Here is a 21,479-nt window from a genome sequence, read left to right as displayed (position 1 = left end):
TCTTCTGCAAAATATATTGTAGGAGAAGGGTTTTTCTTTTTTAAAAGCAAAAATTCCAGCGTATAGAGAGAAAGGGCTTTTTCAATGCGGGAGAGTAAGGGGATAAAAATAAAAAAACTGTCATAAAGAAATAGGACAACATCATAAATATATAATGTCCAAAAATAATTGAATGATAGGATAATATTATCCCACTAACTCAAGATTCAGGAGGGGATCACTTGGAAAAGGTAGATATTTTTAAAGATATTGCCGAAAGAACAGGCGGTGATATTTATTTCGGAGTCGTTGGTGCCGTCCGCACCGGTAAATCCACGTTTATCAAAAAGTTCATGGAGCTGGTGGTGCTTCCGAATATGAGCAATGAGGCAGACCGGGCGCGCACACAGGACGAACTTCCACAAAGCGCGGCAGGAAAAACCATCATGACGACGGAGCCCAAATTCGTCCCAAATCAGGCAGCTGCCGTCCAGGTTGCAGAGGGGCTGGATGTCAACATCAGGCTCGTCGACTGTGTCGGCTATACAGTGCCAGGCGCCAAAGGCTATGAAGATGAAAATGGTCCAAGAATGATTACCACACCTTGGTATGAAGAACCGATCCCCTTCCATGAAGCTGCGGAGATCGGGACAAGAAAAGTCATCCAGGAGCATTCGACGATTGGCGTTGTTATTACAACAGACGGTACAATTGGAGAAATACCGCGCACCAATTATCTGGAGGCCGAGGAAAGAGTCATTGAGGAGCTGAAAGAGGTCGGCAAGCCTTTCATCATGGTTGTCAACAGCGTCCAGCCTCATCACCCGAACACTGAAGCACTGAGGGGCCAGCTGTCTGAGAAATATGACATACCTGTGCTGGCCATGAGCGTGGAAAGCATGAGAGAAACTGACGTATTGAGCGTAATGCGTGAAGCACTGTACGAATTCCCGGTGCTCGAAGTGAATGTCAATCTGCCGAGCTGGGTGATGGTTCTGCGTGAGAATCACTGGCTTCGCGAAAGCTACCAGGAAGCTGTAAAGGAAACAGTCAAGGATATCAAACGGCTGCGGGATGTAGACCGTGTTGTCCACCTTTTCAGTGACTATGAATTCATAGACAGGGCTGGTCTTGCCGGAATAGAAATGGGCCAGGGAGTTGCAGAAATCGACCTGTTTGCCCCGGATGACCTATATGATGAAATCTTGAAAGAAATTGTGGGGGTTGAAATCCGCGGCAAGGATCATCTGCTTGAACTGATGCAGGATTTTGCCCATGCAAAAGCTGAGTATGACCAGATTTCTGATGCGCTGAAAATGGTTAAACAGACCGGCTACGGCATAGCGGCACCATCGCTTGCTGATATGAGCCTTGATGAGCCGGAGATCATCCGCCAGGGCGCGCGTTTCGGGGTACGCCTGAAGGCAGTTGCGCCTTCCATCCATATGATCAAGGTGGATGTTGAATCCGAGTTTGCGCCGATCATAGGAACTGAAAAGCAAAGCGAGGAGCTTGTCCGCTATCTGATGCAGGATTTTGAAGACGATCCTCTATCCATCTGGAATTCTGATATTTTTGGCCGCTCACTGAGCTCCATCGTAAGAGAAGGAATTCAGGCGAAGCTTTCCCTCATGCCTGAGAATGCCAGATACAAGCTGAAGGAAACGCTGGAAAGAATCATCAACGAAGGTTCCGGCGGCCTGATTGCCATCATCTTATAATGCAAAACCTTAAGGGCAGCGGAAGCTGCCCTTTTTAGCGTATCTTTTTAAGCATGGCCAACTGGGAGCAGGGAACTTTACATTGGCTGAGTTAAAAATCGCTGATTTTTTTGGTGAATCATTCATATGAAGTACTGTTCCAGACCTTTACGGTGCTGAATCCCCGGCTGAATATGTCAGAAATCCATTTAGACACCAAGTGAGCCCATTGAATAAAAAATGTTATATGTTTTGAAAATGAGTGGATTGGGTAACAAAAAGGGGTGTCTTATTACAAGTTTGTTTCAAATAAGAAAAGATTACCATTAATTAATGAATATTTCTTGATAAGCCCAGATGATTATGATAATCTTTTAACAGAATTACCGTCGTGGCCGCGAAAACCCTTATATATTAAGGTTTTTTAGCAAAAAAGATTGAAATCTTCATGCCGTTCATTTAATATAAGGTATGCCAATCATCACGACGTATAGAATTCCGTAAATTTGTTTACAAATGATGATAAGATCCTTATCAGGGCAAGATTTTTGGGAGGAGGTGAAAGGCATGAACAAGACAGAACTAATTAACGCAGTTGCTGAAGCTGGCGAGCTTTCTAAGAAGGACGCTACTAAAGCAGTTGACGCTGTATTTGATACTATTCTTAACGCACTTAAAAATGGTGATAAAGTACAATTGATCGGTTTCGGAAACTTTGAAGTCCGCGAGCGCGCTGCACGTAAGGGCCGCAACCCGCAGACTGGTGATGAAATCGAAATCGCTGCAAGCAAAGTTCCTGCTTTTAAACCAGGTAAAGCGCTTAAAGACGCTGTTAAATAAGTACATACCGTGCTTTAAGCTTATGCTTGAGCAAAAGGCCGCGAATTTCTTCGCGGCCTTTTATTTTTTTATGGGAACTCCAAGGCCTGCACCTTGTATTTTGCCTGTTTGGAAATGGATATGCTAATATGTAGGGGTAAAGGCACTAGAGAGATATGGTTTAGGAGGATGAATTATGGCAAATGTCAACCGCGCCCAAATCGAAGAAGCGGTGCGTTCTATATTAGAAGCAATCGGGGAAGACCCTAACCGCGAAGGCCTGCTCGATACACCGAAGCGTGTGGCCAAGATGTATGAAGAGGTTTTTATGGGGATCGGACAGGATCCCAAAGAATACTTTGAAACTATTTTTGGCGAAGAGCATGAGGAGCTTGTTCTTGTAAAGGACATCCCATTCTACAGCATGTGTGAGCATCATCTGGTTCCTTTCTTTGGAAAGGCCCATGTTGCCTATATCCCCAGGAATGGCAGGGTGACAGGGCTCAGCAAGCTTGCAAGGGCAGTCGAGGCCGTGGCAAAAAGGCCGCAGCTGCAAGAGCGGATCACCTCTACTGTAGCGAATGCTATTATGGAAAAATTAGAGCCCCACGGTGTAATGGTCATTGTAGAGGCCGAGCATATGTGCATGACGATGAGAGGCGTTAAAAAGCCTGGTTCCAAGACTGTCACTTCTGCTGTAAGAGGTGTGCTGGCAGAGGATGCCAGGGCGAGAGCTGAAGTCCTTTCATTAATTAAAGATTAATCTGCATCCCTGAGGCTGAAAGTACTGCTTTTAGCCTTTTATCTTGGCCGATGGCGGCTTGAAGGAGTGAAGGATATGGAAACGAGAAATAATCCGGCAGGAGACTATGTGGTAATTAAAGCAAAGGAAGACGGCGTGAATGTGATCGGGCTGACCAGAGGTTCAGACACGCGCTTTCACCATTCTGAAAAACTTGATAAAGGGGAAGTCATGATCGCCCAATTCACTGAGCATACTTCAGCGATAAAAATCAGGGGCAATGCCTCCATCATGACATGCTATGGAGAAGTGGAAAGCGAAGCGAAAAAATAGGAGCGCATCACCATAAATTTCCAGATACTCTTTAAGCCTGGCATTTTTGCTTCTGGCGGAACATAAGTTTCAATATAATCTGCCACGGCTACCCCTTTTATGATATAATTGTCTCTGTTTCATTGTGGACAATATTAAAATGGCCCCTATTGGCGAATGCTATATGGGTAGCGCCCAGACCAGCACCGCCTTATATAAAAAGAATGCACAGGCATCATAGGAAATACATAAATGACCTTCGGGGAACAAGGGTGATCAGATTGCAGGATATTAAAATAAATATGGAATATGTCCGGAAGCAGATTGAGGGAAAGGTTCTCCACCCCTACCTGCTTAAATATATTGATGAGCCGGTTATCGATCAGGATAAGCTGCTCCTACTTGTCTCCATGCTCAATGAAGCTGAATTGACTCAGAAGCAGAAGAATGACTACTCAGTGACAGCCATGCTTATACAAGTCGCCCTTGATACCCATGAACAGGTCAGCAATACACAGATTGCCGGCGAAATGCAAAAAAACAGGCAGCTTACTGTCCTGGCCGGCATTTACTACAGCAGCTTATATTATAAGATTCTCTCGGAATCAAAGGATATTGGCATGATCCGTCTGCTGTCGGACGGCATCAAAGAAGTGAACGAGCACAAAATCTCTGTCTACCAGCATGAAACAGAAAATGTAGAAGGACTGATGGAAAGTGTCAGGCTGATAGAGTCTTCTCTGTTCTCAAAAATCGCAGGATGCTTTAACAAGCCGGCCTGGATCGAGCTGTCATCCCACCTTCTGCTGATGAAGAGGCTCATGGAAGAAAGGGGACGCTATCTGGATCACGGAACATCCTTTCTGTTTGAGCGGCTTAAACGCCTTGTATTCCCAAAAAAGGAACAAGAGCTTGCCGACCTGTCTGCTGAGCAGAAAAGATATCTTCTTCTGATAGCCAACCGCTATATCGATCACTCTAAAGATTTGATTGACAAAGGCATGAAAGCTGTCCCTTTCCTTAATAGCCTGCTGGAGGAGCGAATCCATTCCATTCTTGACCAGCATCAGCCCATGACAAAATCCATTGCAGAAGAAGGGTGACTTTTATGGAACAACAATCCAAAGCAGAGCGCGTACACGGCGTTTTCGAGAAGATATACGGAAACTATGACCAGATGAATTCTGTCATCAGCTTCCAGCAGCATAAGAGATGGCGCAAAGATACCATGAAAAAGATGAACGTCCAGAAAGGGCAGAAAGCTCTGGATCTCTGCTGCGGGACTGCAGACTGGACCATTGCGCTTGCAGAAGCCGTCGGTACTGATGGTGAAGTCAAAGGGCTGGATTTCAGTAAAAATATGCTGAAGATCGGCGAGGAAAAGGTGAAAAGCAGGAATTTGTCCCAGGTGGAGCTCATTCACGGCAATGCGATGGAGCTGCCATTTGAAGACAATTCTTTTGATTATGTCACCATTGGCTTCGGACTGAGGAATGTCCCTGATTATATGCAGGTTCTGAGGGAAATGAACAGGGTCCTTAAGCCGGGCGGGATGGCAGTATGCCTGGAAACCTCGCAGCCGACCATGTTCGGCTACAAGCAGCTCTATTATGCTTATTTCCGCTACATCATGCCGCTGTTCGGAAGGGTGTTTGCGAAAAGCTATAAAGAATATTCCTGGCTCCAGGAGTCGGCAAGGGATTTTCCAGGCATGAAGGAGCTTGCTGCGATGTTTGAGAGCGCAGGCTTCAAAAATGTAGCCTTCAAGCCGTACAGCGGAGGAGTCGCTGCTGTCCATACAGGCTTGAAGTAAGTTCTGCATCTGTTTGCAGCCGGAGAAAGATGGGGCTTTCCGTGATTGGCGGGCCCCGAGAAAATAAGTACTTGTTGCTCGTCGATTAACAGGCTTGCAAACATGATTAAAGCTGGGTGGATACAAGATGAAATTAAAGATGATGTATTCATTTTTAGATTCTGACATTAATATTATTGAACAGTCATTAGAGGAGACCGTGCAGGCAGAGTCTCCTTTATTGCGAAATGCATCCATGCATTTGCTGCAGGCAGGAGGAAAAAGAATCCGTCCTGTTTTTGTTTTGCTGTCTGCAAAATTCGGTTCGTATGATATCAGCGAGATAAAAAAAGTGGCTGTAGCCCTTGAACTGATCCATATGGCATCCCTGGTGCATGATGATGTCATTGATGATGCAGAGCTGCGAAGGGGCAAACCTACCATCAAAGCGAAATGGGACAATCGCACGGCCATGTATACAGGCGATTATATTTTTGCCAAATCCCTTGAAGTGATGACACAGATCGAGCGGCCGGAGGCACATGAAATCCTGGCAAAGACGATTGTGGAAGTCTGTGTGGGTGAAATTGAGCAGATCAAGGATAAATACCGCTTTGATCAGAACCTGAGGGACTACCTTTTGAGGATCAAAAGAAAGACGGCACTTTTGATTGCGGCAAGCTGCCAGCTTGGGGCAGTTGCAGCAGGAGTTGATGAAAGCATCCATAAGAAGCTGTATAGATTTGGCTATTATGTGGGCATGTCCTTTCAGATTACCGATGATATTCTTGATTTCACGGGCACGGAGAAAGAGCTTGGAAAGCCTGCAGGGGGAGACCTGCTCCAGGGGAATATTACGCTGCCTGTCCTGTTTGCCATGGAGGATGAAGAAATCCGCAGAGAAATCGTTAAAGTGGATGAAACAATGGATAGAAAAGAAATTGAAAAAGTGATATCACTGATTAAAAATTCGGGCGCAATTGAGCGGTCCTTTGCTGTCAGCAACCAATATTTATCCAAGGCGCTTGCAGTCCTTGATACCCTTCCGCAAAACAAGGCTAAAAAATCGCTCCGGGATATTGCTAAATTTATCGGCAAGAGAAAGTTTTAAGCGGTTGCAGAATTGTCGAAAAAATGATACTATTCTCCATGGATGTCTCTATTATAGAGCTGTTCATACATAAGATTTTAGGAGTGGAGACAATGGAGAAAACTTTTTTAATGGTCAAGCCTGACGGCGTCCAGCGCAATCTTGTCGGTGAAATTGTCAGCCGTTTTGAAAAAAAAGGCTTTCAGCTTGCCGGCGGTAAATTGATGGTTATTACAAAGGAACTGGCTGAGCAGCATTATGGAGAGCATAAAGAGCGCCCATTCTTTGGTGAACTAGTTGACTTCATTACTTCCGGACCGGTATTTGCAATGGTTTGGGAAGGGGAAAATGTTATTGCGACAGCCCGCCAGATGATGGGATCTACAAATCCTAAGGATGCTGCCCCAGGGACAATCCGCGGAGATTTTGCCGTAACTGTAGGCAAGAATATTATTCACGGATCAGACTCTCCAGAGAGTGCAGAGCGTGAAATCGGCCTTTTCTTCAATGAATCCGAGATTGCCGGATATTCCAAACTGATTAATGACTGGGTTAACTAATCCATCTTAGACACTTGCCTGCAAGTGTCTTTTTTTGTAACCGCATACACATATTTTGGCGGAATCTAGCAAAAAAATCACTCTCCTGTCCCATTTTTCAGCTATACTAGAGTTAAATAAGCAATAAGGGAGAACAGAAATGCCGGGGGAATATCAGGAGTTTATCAGACAGATTAAAGCAAAGACAGGAATCGACCTTTCACTTTATAAAGAAGCGCAGATGAAAAGGCGCCTTATATCTTTATACGAAAAAAAAGGATATCATTCTTTTTCAGATTTCTACCAGGGTTTAAGCAGGAATAAAGAATTGCTGGATGAGTTTCTTGATCGCATGACTATTAATGTATCTGAGTTTTACAGAAATGCGAAAAGGTGGGACATACTCGAAACTCAGCTGCTGCCTGCTATGTCTGCCAGGGGAGGCAGGCTGAAGGTATGGAGTGCAGCTTGCTCTACAGGCGAAGAGCCGTATACGATTGCCATGATCCTGGCAAAATTCATGCCGCTCTCCCAAATCCAGGTGCTAGCCACAGATCTTGACGAAAAGGTGCTGGCAAGAGCGCAGGCAGGCATTTATCAGGAGAGATCCCTGAATGAGATGCCTATTGAAATGAAAAAGAAGTACTTTACGCAAGAAGGAAGCCTTTACAGAATATCAGACGAGATAAAAAAGACTGTTGTCTTTAAAAAACAGAACCTGCTGTCTGATCCCTTTGGAGGACCGTATGATTTAATCGTATGCCGGAATGTCCTTATTTATTTTACAGAAGAAGCAAAGGATGGGCTCTACCACAAGTTCAGCGGAGCCTTGAAGCCCGGAGGACTTTTCTTTGTAGGCAGTACAGAGCAGATTTTTAATCCTGGCTTGTATGGACTGGCTACGGAGGATACTTTTTTTTACAGAAAAAAATAGCAGGAAGTAAAACTGTGAAGAGATCTTCATGGTTTTTTTTCTATTATAAGAAGGGTGTTCTTATTGCCCTTGCTTTTGTAGTGCTGGTGGTGGCATGCTAAAATGGCATCAACGGCAAAACTGGATGGGAGCTTGCCGGGAGAGGCCAAAGTGTTTTTTTCGGCAGCTGTCTGAAAAATTCTTAATTTTTGCTATGCTAATCATAGTGCGTGTGATATATTGGTACATAATCCTTTAATGAGTTGAAGGGGGAAAGAGTTTTGAGATACTTAACAGCAGGTGAATCACACGGTCCTCAGCTGACCGTTATTATTGAAGGGCTGCCGGCAGGGATGCCGCTGCTCGAAGAAGATATTAATGCAGAACTGGCCAGAAGGCAGAAAGGCCATGGCCGCGGAAGGCGGATGCAGATTGAAAAGGATACCGTGCAAATTGCCGGGGGCATCCGCCATGGCTACACTTTAGGGTCACCGGTCGCACTTGAAGTAGAGAATAATGACTGGAAGCACTGGACAAAAGTTATGGGCCAGGAGCCGGTTTCTCCTGAAGAAGAAAGCGAAATAAAGAGGAAAATCTCACGGCCGCGCCCAGGTCATGCTGATCTGAACGGCGCCATCAAGTACGGGCACCGCGACATGCGCAATGTATTGGAGCGTTCCTCTGCCAGGGAAACGACAGTCAGGGTGGCAGCAGGAGCTGCAGCTAAGAAGCTGCTTAGTCTGCTGGGAATTGAGATCGCCTCACATGTAGTTGAAATCGGCGGTATTCAATCTGCCTCTGCTTCATATGAAAGCTTAGACGAATTAAAAGAAAAAACAGAAAACTCTCCAGTCCGCTGCCTTGATCCGGCAGCAGAGCCAAGGATGATGCAGGCCATCGACGACGCAAAAGCCAATGGCGATTCGATCGGAGGGATTGTCGAGGTAATCGTTGAAGGAATGCCTGCCGGCGTTGGATCATATGTCCATTATGACCGGAAGCTGGATGCAAAGCTGGCTGCTGCTATCGTAAGCATCAATGCATTCAAAGGAGTGGAATTCGGACTGGGCTTTGAAGCTGCGCGCAAGCCTGGAAGCGAGGTCCATGACGAGATAGCCTGGAATAGTGAAGATGGCTATACCAGGAAAACCAATCGTCTTGGAGGATTTGAAGGCGGTATGACTACAGGGATGCCGATTGTAGTAAGAGGTGTAATGAAGCCGATTCCTACCCTGTATAAGCCGCTCCAGAGTGTAGATATCGAAACGAAAGAGCCATTCACTGCAAGCATTGAGCGCTCTGACAGCTGTGCTGTCCCTGCTGCTGCAGTTGTCGCAGAAAATGTTGTTGCCTGGGAGCTGGCCTCCGCTATATGCGGCCAGTTTTATGCAGACAGAATGGATGCTCTGATTGAGAGTGTGAATGCACAGCGGAAATATGCGAGGGAATTTTAATGGAAACCATCACCATTAAAACCCCTTCGAAAGAATATCCTGTCCTGATTGGCGCCGGGGCTGTGAGAGAACTGGGCGGCTTGCTGCGAGAGAAGCTTCCCGGCCTGACCAGCCTGCTGATTATAACGGATGAGACAGTAGCAACCCTGCATCTTGGCAGGGTGAAAGAAGCCCTTGCTGAATTTAATCCTTCTATACATATTGTTCCAAGCGGGGAAAAAGCAAAAACGTTTGACGTCTATTATGCAGCTTTAACTTTTGCTCTTGAAAATAAACTTGATAGGAAATCGGCTGTCATCGCTCTTGGAGGAGGAGCAGTCGGAGATCTCGCCGGCTTTGCTGCAGCTACCTTCATGAGGGGCATCCCTTTCATCCAGGTGCCGACAACCATACTCGCGCATGACAGTGCAGTGGGAGGCAAGGTAGGAATTAACCATCCTGGAGGCAAAAATATGATTGGTGCTTTCCATCAGCCTGAAGCTGTTGTCTATGACCTGGATTTTTTAAAGTCGCTGCCCGATAAGGAAATAAGGTCCGGGTTTGGAGAAGCGGTTAAGCACGCACTTATTAAGGATCATTCTTTTTACATCTGGCTGTTAGACAATATCCATTCGCTTAAGGATATTAAGGATGAAGAATGGATGTTCATTCTGTCGAAAGGCATACAGGTAAAAAATGCTTTTGTCTCCGAGGATGAAAAGGAAGCTGGGGTCAGGGCCTTCTTGAATTTTGGCCACACACTCGGGCACGCGATCGAAGCAGAATCCGGATATGGCAATATGACACACGGCGAAGCAGTGGTCATCGGAATGCTGTATGCCCTGGAACTAAGCATAGAAAAATGCGGACTCGATTTCGAACTCGGGCAATTCCGAGACTGGCTGATGGGCCTGGGGTATACCATTTCATTGCCAGCCGGACTTCTTCCTGCAGAACTTTTGTCTCGGATGAAGCAGGATAAAAAGGCAATCGGCCAAGCAGTGAACTTTGTTCTTCTTGATAGTATCGGCCATCCGGTTCTCTCAGAAATCCCTGACGGGGAGCTTATGGGAGCGCTGGAGCAGTTTGCCGTTAAGGGGGCTGAATAATGATCAGAGGTGTCAGGGGAGCTATTACAGTGCAATCGAACACAGAAGAAGAGATTGCAGCATCAGCAGAGCTCCTGTTAAAGAAAATGATAGATGAAAACAGCATAGCCCCGGAAGATGTTGCTTCTGTATTCATTTCAGCGACAGATGATATAAACCAGGGGTTCCCTGCCAAAGCAATGCGGACACTTGATGGCTGGAAGCACGTACCGGTAATGTGCATGCGTGAAATGTCTGTACAGAATGCCCTGCCGCTCTGCATCCGCGTTATGATCCATTTAAATACAGAAAAGAGCCAGCAGGAGATCAGCCATGTTTATCTTGGGGGAGCGGTTGTCCTCAGGCCCGACCTGGAAAAGAAATGATTCTGCCTCTCACCAGACAGGCGCGCTTATGATAAAATAAAAGAAGTTCTTTATCACTTTAATTAGGTAGCGAAAAGAAGAGTTGGAGGGGCGGTTATAAAATGAAGTGGAAAAAACAATTGCTGGATTTAACACCATATCAGCCAGGCAAATCTATTGAAGATGTAAAAAAACAATATGGGCTTGAAAAGATTGTGAAGCTTGCATCAAATGAGAACCCTTTTGGTTGCTCTGAAGAAGCAGCAAAAGCCCTTCAGAAAAGCTCAGGCATTTTTGCAAAATATCCAGATGGATATGCAGGCGAGCTGAGAAGCACTTTGGCTTCCCACCTTGGAACTGAACCAGGACAGCTCATATTCGGCAATGGTTCGGATGAAGTGATCCAGATTATCTCGCGTGCCCTGCTCGGGCCTGGCAGGAATACGATCATGGCTGCACCGACTTTTCCGCAGTACAAGCACAATGCGGTGATTGAAGGGGCTGAAGTGAAGGAGATTCCCCTGTTAGACGGTGCCCATGATTTAGGATCGATGCTTGAAGCCATTGATGGAAATACATCTGTAGTATGGCTCTGCAGCCCGAATAATCCGACCGGGATTTATATAAACGAAAGCAGTCTGGTTTCATTCCTGGAAAAGGTGCCGGAAGATATACTTGTGGTACTTGACGAGGCCTATTGCGAGTATGCAGTCGCTGATGATTACTATCATGCAGTGAGCCTGCTGGAAAAATTCAGTAATCTGATTGTGCTCAGGACCTTCTCAAAGATCTACGGTCTTGCCAGCCTCAGGATCGGGTATGGCATCGCTGGGGAGGATGTTATCAGGGCGCTCGAGCCTGCGAGGGAGCCGTTTAATGTGAATACTTTTGCGCAGATGGCTGCGGCTGAAGCGATTAAGGATCAGAAATATGTTGAAGAATGCCGGAACAGGAACAGAGAAGGACTGGAACAGTTCTATTCATTTTGCGACCGGGCCGGTCTTAGTTATTATCCGTCCCAGGGCAATTTCATCCTGATTGACTTCAAGCGGGATGCCAATGAAGTTTTTCAATATCTGCTGGAAAAAGGCTATATCGTCCGCTCGGGTGCAGGTCTAGGCTGCCCGCAGTCCATAAGGGTCACAATAGGCTCAAAGGAGCAGAATGAAGAAATCATGGAACTGATCGGCCAATTTTTGGAGGAAACAGCGGCAGCCCTGTAAGATCAGCACACAAAGGGGTAAGGCCGGATAAGAAAAGAGCAGCACGGCAAAGGCGGTGATTTTATGAAAGGCCGCGTATTCATTATCGGCCTCGGGCTGATAGGCGGTTCACTGGCTCTCGGCATAAAGCGGCAGCATAAAGAAGCATCTATTGCCGGTTTTGATATTAATGCGGAGCAATGCAGGCTCGCAAGGATGCTGGGAGTGATTGATGAAGCCGAGGACAGCATTGAAGAAGGGGCAGCAAAGGCGGACTTGATCCTGCTGGCTGCGCCTGTAAAGGTAACTGCCGAAATACTTGCCAGACTGGGCAGAATGCATCTGAAAAAAGGCGTGATCATTTCTGATGCAGGAAGTACAAAGGCGGAAGTTGTCAAAAGTGCTGCAGGCCTCAAAGAAAAGGGAATCGTGTTCATCGGAGGCCATCCGATGGCAGGGTCCCATAAAAGCGGTGTGATCGCAGCGAAGGAAATTTTATTCGAGAACGCCTTTTATCTGCTAACGCCTGAGCCCCATGTTAAGGAAAAGGATATCATGGCGCTAAAAGAATGGCTTGCAGGGACAAAAGCAAAATTCATCCAGGTATCACCGGAAGAGCATGATTATCTGACAGGCATCATCAGCCATTTTCCCCATATCATAGCAGCCTCGCTCGTTCATCAGGCTGAAAAGGAAAGCCGCTCACATGAGCTCGTTCCCCGGCTTGCTGCAGGGGGATTCCGTGATATTACAAGGATTGCCTCAAGCAGCCCCGAAATGTGGAGGGATATCCTTCTTGCTAACAAGGAAGTACTCCTCAAGCTTTTGGGAAGCTGGCAGGCAGAAATGGAGCGGGTGGCAGTGATGCTGGAAAATCAAAGCTCTGAGGATATCCAGCAGTATTTTGAGGGCGCCAAGCAATTCAGGGATGACCTGCCCCAGAAGCAGAAGGGTGCAATCCCTGCATTTTATGATTTATTCGTTGATGTCCCCGACTATCCCGGGGTCATTTCTGAAATCACCGGCTATCTGGCCAAAGCGGAGATCAGCATAACCAATATCAGAATCCTTGAGACAAGGGAAGAGATATATGGTGTGCTTGTGATCAGTTTCCAGACGGAAGAGGACAGGGACCGGGCGGCAGCATGTATTCATCATTATACCGCCTATGAAACCTCTGCCGGGCCATAATAAGCAATTGACGAAAGGTGATGAAGAATGGAACCAGTTATATTGAAAACAAATACAGGCAGCCTCCGGGGCGAAATTGATATTCCGGGCGATAAATCCGTTTCCCACCGCTCCATCATGTTTGGCGCAATCGCAGAAGGCAGGACTGAAGTAACCAACTTCCTAATGGGGGAGGATTGCTTAAGCACTGTATCATGCTTCCGCAAGCTTGGTGTTTCAATCACAAACGAGGGAGACAAAATGATCATCGATGGAAAAGGCTTTGAAGGGCTTAAGGAGCCGAGTGAAGTTCTGGACGTCGGGAATTCAGGCACTACAATAAGGCTTTTGCTTGGCATTCTTGCAGGTCTCCCCATCCATGCTGTTTTGGCGGGCGACGAGTCGATTGCCAAGAGGCCGATGACACGCGTCTCTATCCCTTTATCAGAAATGGGTGCACAAATAAGAGGAAGAAAAAACGGAGAATTTACTCCGCTTTCCATCCAGGGCGGCGAGGTGAAGGGCATCCGGTATGAACTGCCTGTCGCAAGCGCCCAGGTGAAATCTTCCCTTTTGTTTGCCGGTCTCCAGGCAAGCGGGGAAACCATTCTTATAGAACCTGCAAAGACGCGCGACCATACTGAGAGGATGATCCGCCAATTCGGAGGAGAAGTTGTTTCAGAGGGGCGGGAAGTCCGTTTGCAGGGCGGGCAGAAGCTGAAAGCGGCAAAGGTGCATGTTCCCGGGGATATTTCTTCTGCAGCCTTTTTCCTGTCTGCTGGTGCGATCATTCCCGGCAGTGAAATAGTCCTCAGAAACGTCGGCCTGAATCCGACAAGGACGGGCATTATAGAAGTTCTCCAAAATATGGGGGCGGACATGACCATTATTCCGTACAATAACGGGAGTGCAGAACCTGCTGGAGATATCACCATCCGATTCTCTCAATTAAAGGGAACGGTCATCGAAGGAGACATCATTCCAAGGCTGATCGATGAAATTCCTATAATCGCGCTTCTGGCAACGCAGGCAGAGGGGCAAACGGTCATTAAAGATGCTGAGGAATTGAAAGTCAAGGAAACCAATCGCATAGATACGGTCGTCAATGAGCTGAAAAAGCTTGGAGCGGATATTGAGGCAACAGCTGACGGTATGGTCATCAACGGAAAGACTCCGCTGAAAGGCGGAAATGTTTCCAGCCATGGCGACCACAGAATCGGCATGATGCTCGCTATTGGTGCCGCCATCTGCAGAGGGGAAGTCTCTCTCTCTGGCGCTGAAGCCATTTCGGTTTCCTATCCGGCATTTTTTGCCCATCTGGAGTCACTGATCGGATAAGGGAAGGAAGTTTAATAAACGTGGGGTTCGGGACGACCGGGCCCTTTTTTGCGTGATTTGGGAAATGGCCGGCTGTGAGGTTCCCGTGACAGGTTAGTATCGTGAGTGGAAAGATTTTAATTGGTCAGGTTTCATAATCAATGCATGAGCTGGAGAATTGGAGCGGGGTCATGCATTAAATGGAGTTAATTAAAGCATGAGTGTACAAATTACAGCACAGCCTTGGATCGAATAGAAGCTAATCAATACCTGTTAAAGCGAGTTTAAGAGAGCCATGTTCTGCTGTTAACAAAGATTGCTCCTTATTGCTGTAATCCTGGACTGATCTTCCGCAATCTTTCCAGCCTGTCAAACATTCCTTTCCCATACACCCTCCCAGGCTAAAAAACTTTCAAACATAAATCTAATTTTATTTCATAGCTTGTCATAAGACCATTTAAAAGGGTGGTATTATGGCATATATTATTGAAAACGCCAATATTCTCAAGCAGCAAACACTCCAGAAGGCTTCACTGCTGGTGGAGAGAGGGAAAATAACCAGCATCAGGGACTCTTTTCCCCGCTATTCGTTAATGAAAATGAATGCGGAAGATTATATTATGGCGCCTGCTCAAGTCATGTATGATCCTGCACCTCCGCTGGACAGGCCGTTTTCAGAGCAGAAAAGCTATTTTATCAACGAAATGCTTATGAAGGGGATGACTTCTTTTTTAACTTTTGCGGAAGTTCAGCAGGAATCCCGGCTGTTTTCCCGAATAAAAACCGTAAAGTCAAGTTTGATCAGTTCTCCGGCCGATTATGTGATAGCTGTCAAAGTTCCTGCCAGGCTCTTGTCGCCTTCTTTCATCAGAAAATGCCGGACAGAAAAAATACCGGCCATCTTTGTTGAGGCTGAAAGCAAAGAAGAGCTGTCGGCGGTTCCCTGGGGATGGATAAGGGAAGCAGTTTTTCCATACAATTGCCCGCTTGTGCCTGTTTTAAAAACAGCGGATGTAAAAGAAAAGAAAGCGCTTCGGCATTTTTGGAAACAGCTGATGGCCAAAGAAAAACTGGCGCACCTCGGGGAAGAATTGCAGGAAAGAGAGCCGATCGCAAGAGAGCATCTGGCCCTGATGGGCATCTGCCCCCATAAAGGGGATATCAGGCAAGGAGGCGAAGTAAGCTACAATTTATACGTAAAGGATGGAGGAGACAGAAACATTGAAGAATCGGAGCTCTTTCATTATTATAATCATAGACTTGCCATAACAGCCCATAAGGGAACAATTATCAGGGCAGGCGGATATTTCAGATTCTGTCCCGGCTATGGAGAGCGTGTTATAATAAAGATTCCGGCTTTTTTTACAGTATAACGGACTGGGCAGTCATCCAGCCTTAATGCAGCAATATGGCTTCAAGCGGATCTTTCCGCCAGCTGAACCCAGCCTGTTTTCATATGATATCTGCAACCATCTTTAGTCATGAAAGGAAATAACAATGGACAAAGTTAATAAAATAATTTCGCTATTAGAAAATGGACAGCATGAAGAAGCACTGAGGGACTATGCACAGATTCTGGACAGCGGTTCCCATGAGGAGAGATTTGTGCTGGGGGAGGAACTGTTCCAGCTTGGATTGCTTGAGGAATCAAAGGCATTGATTGAAAGGCTGCTTGAATCCTATCCGGATGAAGGCGAACTGCTTGTCCTCCTGGCTGAGCTTCATATTGATCTGGCGAATGAAGAAGAAGCCATGCTCGTCCTGGAGAGGATATCTGAGAAGGACCCAAGCTATCCGCAGGCACTGCTCCTTTTAGCTGATCTGTACCAGATGGAGGGCTTATATGAGGTAAGCGAGCAAAAGCTTTTGAAGGCTAAGTCCATTCTGGATGAAGAGGTCATCATTGATTTTGCACTTGGTGAATTATATCTGGAGCAAGGGAAATTCATAGAAGCAATCAAGTCATATGAGAAAGTTCTTGAATCAAGCCAGGAAATCGCCGGAACGAATGTGAATCAGAGAATGGCCGAGGCACTCAGTGCCGGCGGGGCATTTGAGGAAGCGATTCCCTTTTATGAAAAGGCACTCGAAGCCAGGCTGGAGATCAATACCCTTTTCAGCTACGCATTCACCGCCCTTCAGGCTGGGAACAACAGGACTGCCATTGAAAAGTTCAAAGAAGTGAAGGAACTTGATCCTGAATACCATTCCCTGTATCTGCACCTCGCGCGGGCCTATGAGCGTGAAGAAGAGCTGGAAAACAGCTTTGAGGCAGTCCAGGAAGGAATCAAGCATGATGAATTCAATAAGGATTTGTTTTTCTATGGCGGAAGGCTTGCTTTGAAGCTTGCCCGCGAAAACGAGGCAGAGGACATGCTGCGTATGGCACTCGTCCTGGATCCTGAGTTCACCGAAGCGGCTTTGACACTCAACAAGCTTTTTATCAAGCAGGAAAGGTACCGTGATGTCCTTGACATCGTTGACACGATGGAAGCACAGGAAGAGGAAGAGCCCCAATTCCTTTGGGACGCGGCATCTGCCCTTCAGGAGCTTGAAGAATATTCCCTGGCATTAAACAAATACCAGCAAGCATATACTTATTTTAAAGATCAGTCAGACTTTCTGTCAGACTATGGATATTTTCTGATGGAGGAAGGAAAATGGGCAGAGGCTGCCGAAATTTTTAAGAAACTGCTTGAGCAGGATCCGAGCAATGAAGAATATCTCGACATTGTCCAGAGGCTTAGCGGCGATCTGATGTAAGAAAAGGCATAACAAAAATTCAGTTGCAAGCAGAGGAGGGAACAAATGGTGGCAACCCCTGTATCTGTCAGCGAGAAAAAAGATTTTATCCGCTGGTTCTTAAACCATTATCAATTGAAACGGCGCGAATGCGTTTGGATTTTAAATTATTTGATGAGCCATGACCAGCTTATGGAACGGGTGCATTTTGTGGAGCAGGCACAATATTGTCCAAGAGGCCTCGTGATGTCAACTCATTGCGTTGATGAAGTCCCTTTCCGTTTTTACAAAGAGAATGTCATGACAACGGATGCCGAGAAATCATTCCATGATATCAGGCTGAACAGGGAGGAAGATATCTTCATCCAGCTCAATTTTCATGCCTCCAACAAAGCCCATCAGTATGCGGCTGTACTTGAGGAAAATCCTTTCATGCCAAAGACCCTCCAGGTCAGCGAGAAGGACCGTTTGATCGCAGAACGCTTCCTTTCAGAAAGCCTGGCTAAGTTTCAAAGAGAAAAACTGATGCAGCTGATCGATGAATCACTGGATAAAGGCGATAAAGAAACATTTAAGCACCTCACTGAAAAACTGAAGATGATTATGGTGAAAGCATAAAAAATAGTTGGACTGGTTAAGGGGGCATCCGGGCGGATGCCCCTTTAGCAATGCTTTCGGCAGCAGAAGGAAGTTATGGTAAAATAATGAGGCAAGCTATACGATTTGGAGTGGTGAAAATGAAGTGGATTCCGCAGGATATTGAAATGTATTTAAAATCAAAAGAGTATGTTGACACAGCTGTCGTCCCCCTTTTGCCCGTGACATTCACAGAGGATATGAAGCAGGCTGCCTCGATGGCTGAATTTGTCACATTGCTCTCTTATCAGATGGAAAGGCAGTTTAAAGGAAGGCTTATGATGCTGCCGGGCTTTTCCTACCTAAAATCTGGCTCTGCCATTTATGAGCATCTCGAAGAGCTGAAGAGATGGGAGTCCGCTATCCTGGAAAGCGGCTTCAAGCATGTGTTCTATCTGACCTCGGACAGCGGGTGGAAAATGGCTGAAGGGGATCTTGGAGGATCTCTGCTCTGGCTGCCATCACTGCCATTGGAGCATATGGACGATACCTACAGAAACTCTGTACTGGAAGACCAGGTCAAACAGCTGATGAATTTATTTGTACAAAAATGGCAGGCTGGTGAATAATTCCTGGAAAACCGCCGCGAACAGCCGGTTTGCCTACAGATTTTATTGACCTTGCCCAAAGATTGATATATCATTGTTATGTCCTAGTTTTATATTGTGTAGAATTTTGTCCGTTGGACTTGATTTCATGATAGAGGGGGGAAATGTATGAGCAAACATCGTGTTTCAAGACGTCAATTCCTGAACTATACACTTACTGGTGTAGGCGGTTTCATGGCGGCCGGCATGCTGATGCCGATGGTCCGTTTTGCCGTGGATCCTATACTGCAGAAAAGCGAGGGAGGAGACTTCATTCCGACACCGCAAAAAGTAAGCGAAATCACTGCTGAACCTACTCGGGTCGACTTTAAATTCGAACAGCAGGATGCCTGGTATACTTCAGAGGTATCGAACACCGCGTGGGTTTATAAGGATGAAAACGGGGAGATCGTTGCCTTATCTCCTATCTGTAAGCATTTGGGCTGTGTTGTTGACTGGAACAAAGACAAGGCAAATCCAGACCACTTCTATTGCCCATGCCATGGCGGGCTTTATACGAAGGATGGTACAAACGTGCCTGGAACACCGCCGGCAGCACCGCTGGACGTGTATCCTACAAAAGAAAAAGATGGTTTCCTATTATTAGGAAAAGCAGAAGCGCGAAAGGGGGCGTAATAAGTGTTAAACAAAATTTATGACTGGGTCGATGAACGTTTGGATATTACGCCTTTGTGGCGGGATATTGCAGACCATGAAGTACCTGAGCACGTAAACCCTGCCCATCATTTTTCGGCTTTCGTTTACTGCTTTGGAGGATTGACCTTCTTTATCACAGTGATCCAGATTTTATCCGGTATGTTCCTGACAATGTATTATGTGCCGGATATTAAGAATGCCTGGGAATCTGTCTATTATCTGCAAAATCAGGTTGCTTTCGGGCAGATTGTCCGCGGTATGCACCACTGGGGTGCGAGCCTGGTCATCGTAATGATGTTCCTACATACGTTACGTGTTTTCTTCCAAGGGGCCTACAAGAAGCCCCGTGAGCTGAACTGGGTTGTCGGAGTGCTGATTTTCTTCGTCATGCTGGCGCTCGGCCTGACAGGCTATCTTCTTCCTTGGGATATGAAAGCGTTATTTGCAACAAAAGTTACCATTCAAATTGTTGAATCAACACCGTTGATCGGTCAGCAGCTGAAAGCGCTGATGGCTGGAAGCACTGACATAGTCGGAGCCCAGACGATCACAAGATTCTTTGCGATCCATGTATTCTTCCTGCCTGGAGCTCTCCTCGGATTGATGGGTGCCCACTTCCTGATGATCCGTAAGCAGGGTATTTCTGGACCGTTGTAAAATTCAACTTCAATACTGCTAACTGAAAAGGAGGGGAATGCTCAATGCATCGTGGAAAAGGTATGAAGTTTGTAGGCGACTCCCGTGTCCCTGTGAACCGTAAACCGAATATTCCGAAAGACTACTCGGAGTACCCTGGCAAAACGGAGGCATTCTGGCCCAACTTCCTATTGAAGGAATGGATGGTCGGCGCCGTTTTCCTGATCGGATATCTATGTTTGACTATCGCTCACCCGTCTCCGCTTGAAAAAATAGCAGATCCGAGCGATACAGCATATATTCCGCTTCCAGACTGGTATTTCTTGTTCTTATACCAACTATTAAAGTACACATATGCTTCAGGACCATATAACGTCATCGGGGCGTTTATCATTCCCGGACTGGCTTTTGGAGCGCTGATGCTTGCTCCATTTATCGACCGCGGCCCTGAAAGGCGCCCATCTAAGCGTCCTCTAGCAACTGGTTTCATGCTGCTTGCCATTGCAGGCATCTTCTATCTTACTTGGGAATCTGTAGCCAACCACGACTGGGAAGCTGCAGAGCAGCAGGGTAAGATCGTTGCTGAAGCGGAGATCGATAAAGAAGCAGAAGGTTATAAAATTTATGAAGCGCAAGGCTGCATCAGCTGCCACGGCGGTGAATTGGCAGGAGGAGCCGGTGCTCCGGCCTTGATCGATACAGGACTTTCTCCTGAAGAAGTGGCGCAGATCGCTAAAGAAGGTAAAGGTGCCATGCCTGCCGGAATCTTTAAAGGAACTGACGAAGAGCTTCAAAAGCTTTCTGAATTCATTTCAAGCATTGAAAGTAAATAATAGAAGAGAAGCCGGCAAATTGCCGGCTTCTTTTTTATGCAATATTAAACAGCCGCTTAGATAATAATAGTCTTTGTCTATTATCCTGCTGTTAAGGGGAAAATCAATCTTCGGGCACAGTTATCCGGCGGTTTGCAATTAAGGCTGGTGTAAGCCAGCCGCAGCACGTTATAGCGGAAAGTTCCCCCTTTATTTTCCTCTGTGATAAAATATAGCCATAATGATAGAGAGAAGAGGGTATGGTATGAAGTGGATTTATCCTATTTTGGGGAACCGCTCGGTATTATGGCTGCTCCTTGTGGTCAATATTGCCGGAACGGTGTATGGGTATTACTGGTACGGATGGCAGCTGAAGGATACACCGACGCATTTTCTGGCGTTTGTTCCTGATAGTCCGACGGCCAGCTTGTTTTTTTGTTTTGTCCTTGCTGCCTTCCTGATGCGAAGGAACTGGCCTCTTTTAGAGGCTTTGGCAGCCGTGACGCTTTTTAAATACGGTGTCTGGGCAGTGGTGATGAATCTGCTAGTGTTTAAAGTGACGGGCGAACTCGATCCTATTGCATTGATGCTGATCGGATCCCACGCTGCGATGGCAATCCAGGGAATTTTGTATTCCCCCTTTTACCGTATCAAGTGGATTCATCTGATTATCGCTGCTGTATGGACGCTCCATAATGATGTAATTGATTATGTATTCTTTATGCTTCCGCGCTATCCTGTGCTGAACTTATATACACCGGAGATTGGCTATTTTACTTTTTGGCTGAGTATATTCTCCCTGTTCCTTGTGTACTGGTTCTCTATCAGGCCCGGCCGGACAAAGTTGACGATTGAGTAGGCTTCCATTTTGGGAGCTTTTTTTCTTAGGCTTTGTTAGTGTTTCATGCTGATTTCGGAATCATGGGTGTAAAACTCCATTTTACACCT

23 protein-coding genes are annotated in these 21,479 nt (G+C 46.3%); all 23 read left to right on the top strand.

The features are described from left to right. Positions 1–221: 221 nt before the first annotated feature. The 23 genes from spoIVA to lhaT all read left to right on the top strand — a co-directional run bounded on the left by spoIVA (position 222) and on the right by lhaT (position 21,390). On the top strand, positions 222–1,700 hold the full coding sequence (gene spoIVA, locus ACQCVH_RS21830; protein ID WP_426837692.1) for a stage IV sporulation protein A: 1,479 nt from the start codon (positions 222–224) through the stop codon (positions 1,698–1,700). Positions 1,701–2,246: 546 nt separating this feature from the next. Next, complete coding sequence (locus tag ACQCVH_RS21825) at positions 2,247–2,519, top strand: HU family DNA-binding protein (RefSeq protein ID WP_009794840.1); 273 nt, start codon at positions 2,247–2,249, stop codon at positions 2,517–2,519. Between the two features lie 175 nt (positions 2,520–2,694). Continuing rightward, the gene (gene folE, locus ACQCVH_RS21820) at positions 2,695–3,261 is read left to right on the top strand and encodes a GTP cyclohydrolase I FolE (RefSeq protein WP_224900886.1); all 567 of its coding nucleotides are present in this window, start codon (positions 2,695–2,697) and stop codon (positions 3,259–3,261) included. A 75-nt stretch (positions 3,262–3,336) separates the two neighbouring features. Beyond that, a complete protein-coding gene (mtrB, locus tag ACQCVH_RS21815; RefSeq protein ID WP_022544139.1) occupies positions 3,337–3,573 on the top strand; it encodes a trp RNA-binding attenuation protein MtrB in 237 nt (78 codons plus the stop codon). Positions 3,574–3,824: 251 nt separating this feature from the next. Then, on the top strand, positions 3,825–4,655 hold the full coding sequence (locus ACQCVH_RS21810; protein WP_426837691.1) for a heptaprenyl diphosphate synthase component 1: 831 nt from the start codon (positions 3,825–3,827) through the stop codon (positions 4,653–4,655). A gap of 5 nt (positions 4,656–4,660) precedes the next feature. Then, complete coding sequence (locus ACQCVH_RS21805; protein WP_426837690.1) at positions 4,661–5,365, top strand: demethylmenaquinone methyltransferase; 705 nt, start codon at positions 4,661–4,663, stop codon at positions 5,363–5,365. 127 nt (positions 5,366–5,492) lie between these two features. Continuing rightward, the gene (gene hepT, locus ACQCVH_RS21800; protein WP_426837689.1) at positions 5,493–6,455 is read left to right on the top strand and encodes a heptaprenyl diphosphate synthase component II; all 963 of its coding nucleotides are present in this window, start codon (positions 5,493–5,495) and stop codon (positions 6,453–6,455) included. A gap of 92 nt (positions 6,456–6,547) precedes the next feature. Beyond that, positions 6,548–6,994: a nucleoside-diphosphate kinase gene (gene ndk / locus ACQCVH_RS21795; RefSeq protein ID WP_426837688.1), complete on the top strand. Its 447-nt coding sequence runs from the start codon at positions 6,548–6,550 to the stop codon at positions 6,992–6,994. Positions 6,995–7,133: 139 nt separating this feature from the next. After that, positions 7,134–7,907: a CheR family methyltransferase gene (locus tag ACQCVH_RS21790; RefSeq protein WP_426837687.1), complete on the top strand. Its 774-nt coding sequence runs from the start codon at positions 7,134–7,136 to the stop codon at positions 7,905–7,907. A 260-nt stretch (positions 7,908–8,167) separates the two neighbouring features. After that, a complete protein-coding gene (gene aroC, locus ACQCVH_RS21785) occupies positions 8,168–9,340 on the top strand; it encodes a chorismate synthase (protein ID WP_426837686.1) in 1,173 nt (390 codons plus the stop codon). Next, entirely contained in the window at positions 9,340–10,428 is a 1,089-nt protein-coding gene (gene aroB, locus ACQCVH_RS21780) for a 3-dehydroquinate synthase (RefSeq protein ID WP_426837684.1), read from the top strand. Before aroC ends, aroB begins: the two co-directional genes overlap by 1 nt. Further along, positions 10,428–10,793 carry a chorismate mutase gene (aroH, locus tag ACQCVH_RS21775; protein ID WP_426837683.1) on the top strand — a complete coding sequence of 122 codons (366 nt, stop codon included), beginning with the start codon at positions 10,428–10,430 and terminating at the stop codon, positions 10,791–10,793. The genes aroB and aroH overlap by 1 nt, the downstream gene beginning before the upstream one ends. A 101-nt stretch (positions 10,794–10,894) precedes the next feature. Beyond that, a complete protein-coding gene (gene hisC / locus ACQCVH_RS21770; RefSeq protein WP_426837682.1) occupies positions 10,895–11,995 on the top strand; it encodes a histidinol-phosphate transaminase in 1,101 nt (366 codons plus the stop codon). Between the two features lie 63 nt (positions 11,996–12,058). After that, positions 12,059–13,165 (top strand): prephenate dehydrogenase, encoded by a 1,107-nt coding sequence (locus tag ACQCVH_RS21765; protein ID WP_426837681.1) that lies wholly within the window; start codon positions 12,059–12,061, stop codon positions 13,163–13,165. A gap of 27 nt (positions 13,166–13,192) precedes the next feature. Continuing rightward, a complete protein-coding gene (gene aroA, locus ACQCVH_RS21760) occupies positions 13,193–14,482 on the top strand; it encodes a 3-phosphoshikimate 1-carboxyvinyltransferase (protein ID WP_426837680.1) in 1,290 nt (429 codons plus the stop codon). Positions 14,483–14,934: 452 nt separating this feature from the next. Then, positions 14,935–15,834 carry a hypothetical protein gene (locus ACQCVH_RS21755; protein WP_426837679.1) on the top strand — a complete coding sequence of 300 codons (900 nt, stop codon included), beginning with the start codon at positions 14,935–14,937 and terminating at the stop codon, positions 15,832–15,834. A 124-nt stretch (positions 15,835–15,958) separates the two neighbouring features. Continuing rightward, a complete protein-coding gene (locus ACQCVH_RS21750; protein WP_426837678.1) occupies positions 15,959–17,224 on the top strand; it encodes a tetratricopeptide repeat protein in 1,266 nt (421 codons plus the stop codon). 48 nt (positions 17,225–17,272) lie between these two features. Then, on the top strand, positions 17,273–17,821 hold the full coding sequence (locus tag ACQCVH_RS21745; protein WP_224901498.1) for a ReoY family proteolytic degradation factor: 549 nt from the start codon (positions 17,273–17,275) through the stop codon (positions 17,819–17,821). Between the two features lie 119 nt (positions 17,822–17,940). Beyond that, the gene (locus tag ACQCVH_RS21740; RefSeq protein ID WP_426837677.1) at positions 17,941–18,408 is read left to right on the top strand and encodes a YpiF family protein; all 468 of its coding nucleotides are present in this window, start codon (positions 17,941–17,943) and stop codon (positions 18,406–18,408) included. A gap of 147 nt (positions 18,409–18,555) precedes the next feature. Continuing rightward, complete coding sequence (locus ACQCVH_RS21735) at positions 18,556–19,062, top strand: Rieske (2Fe-2S) protein (RefSeq protein WP_426837676.1); 507 nt, start codon at positions 18,556–18,558, stop codon at positions 19,060–19,062. A 3-nt stretch (positions 19,063–19,065) separates the two neighbouring features. Further along, the gene (gene qcrB, locus ACQCVH_RS21730) at positions 19,066–19,740 is read left to right on the top strand and encodes a menaquinol-cytochrome c reductase cytochrome b subunit (protein ID WP_009791280.1); all 675 of its coding nucleotides are present in this window, start codon (positions 19,066–19,068) and stop codon (positions 19,738–19,740) included. Positions 19,741–19,784: 44 nt separating this feature from the next. Beyond that, positions 19,785–20,552, top strand: coding sequence for a c-type cytochrome (locus ACQCVH_RS21725; RefSeq protein ID WP_426837675.1), 768 nt, complete (start codon positions 19,785–19,787; stop codon positions 20,550–20,552). 244 nt (positions 20,553–20,796) lie between these two features. Continuing rightward, positions 20,797–21,390, top strand: coding sequence for a lipoprotein heptaprenylglyceryl N-acetyltransferase LhaT (gene lhaT, locus ACQCVH_RS21720; protein ID WP_426837674.1), 594 nt, complete (start codon positions 20,797–20,799; stop codon positions 21,388–21,390). Positions 21,391–21,479 lie beyond the last annotated feature (89 nt).

The organism is Bacillus infantis (assembly GCF_050107595.1).
GTDB lineage: Bacteria > Bacillota > Bacilli > Bacillales > Cytobacillaceae > Bacillus_AB > Bacillus_AB infantis_C.
Note: the sequence above shows the minus strand (reverse complement) of the source record. Positions and strands in the feature narration are given on the sequence as shown.

Excerpts from the sequence above, each read along its gene's own strand:
- folE (WP_224900886.1), top strand. The coding sequence starts at position 2,695 with ATGGCAAATGTCAACCGCGCCCAAATCGAAGAAGCGGTGCGTTCTATA.
- lhaT (WP_426837674.1), top strand. The coding sequence starts at position 20,797 with ATGAAGTGGATTTATCCTATTTTGGGGAACCGCTCGGTATTATGGCTG.
- ACQCVH_RS21735 (WP_426837676.1), top strand. The coding sequence starts at position 18,556 with ATGAGCAAACATCGTGTTTCAAGACGTCAATTCCTGAACTATACACTT.
- mtrB (WP_022544139.1), top strand. The coding sequence starts at position 3,337 with ATGGAAACGAGAAATAATCCGGCAGGAGACTATGTGGTAATTAAAGCA.
- ACQCVH_RS21825 (WP_009794840.1), top strand. The coding sequence starts at position 2,247 with ATGAACAAGACAGAACTAATTAACGCAGTTGCTGAAGCTGGCGAGCTT.
- ACQCVH_RS21750 (WP_426837678.1), top strand. The coding sequence starts at position 15,959 with ATGGACAAAGTTAATAAAATAATTTCGCTATTAGAAAATGGACAGCAT.
- ndk (WP_426837688.1), top strand. The coding sequence starts at position 6,548 with ATGGAGAAAACTTTTTTAATGGTCAAGCCTGACGGCGTCCAGCGCAAT.
- ACQCVH_RS21805 (WP_426837690.1), top strand. The coding sequence starts at position 4,661 with ATGGAACAACAATCCAAAGCAGAGCGCGTACACGGCGTTTTCGAGAAG.
- ACQCVH_RS21755 (WP_426837679.1), top strand. The coding sequence starts at position 14,935 with ATGGCATATATTATTGAAAACGCCAATATTCTCAAGCAGCAAACACTC.
- ACQCVH_RS21725 (WP_426837675.1), top strand. The coding sequence starts at position 19,785 with ATGCATCGTGGAAAAGGTATGAAGTTTGTAGGCGACTCCCGTGTCCCT.
- ACQCVH_RS21740 (WP_426837677.1), top strand. The coding sequence starts at position 17,941 with ATGAAGTGGATTCCGCAGGATATTGAAATGTATTTAAAATCAAAAGAG.
- hepT (WP_426837689.1), top strand. The coding sequence starts at position 5,493 with ATGAAATTAAAGATGATGTATTCATTTTTAGATTCTGACATTAATATT.
- ACQCVH_RS21765 (WP_426837681.1), top strand. The coding sequence starts at position 12,059 with ATGAAAGGCCGCGTATTCATTATCGGCCTCGGGCTGATAGGCGGTTCA.
- aroH (WP_426837683.1), top strand. The coding sequence starts at position 10,428 with ATGATCAGAGGTGTCAGGGGAGCTATTACAGTGCAATCGAACACAGAA.
- hisC (WP_426837682.1), top strand. The coding sequence starts at position 10,895 with ATGAAGTGGAAAAAACAATTGCTGGATTTAACACCATATCAGCCAGGC.
- aroB (WP_426837684.1), top strand. The coding sequence starts at position 9,340 with ATGGAAACCATCACCATTAAAACCCCTTCGAAAGAATATCCTGTCCTG.
- ACQCVH_RS21790 (WP_426837687.1), top strand. The coding sequence starts at position 7,134 with ATGCCGGGGGAATATCAGGAGTTTATCAGACAGATTAAAGCAAAGACA.
- aroA (WP_426837680.1), top strand. The coding sequence starts at position 13,193 with ATGGAACCAGTTATATTGAAAACAAATACAGGCAGCCTCCGGGGCGAA.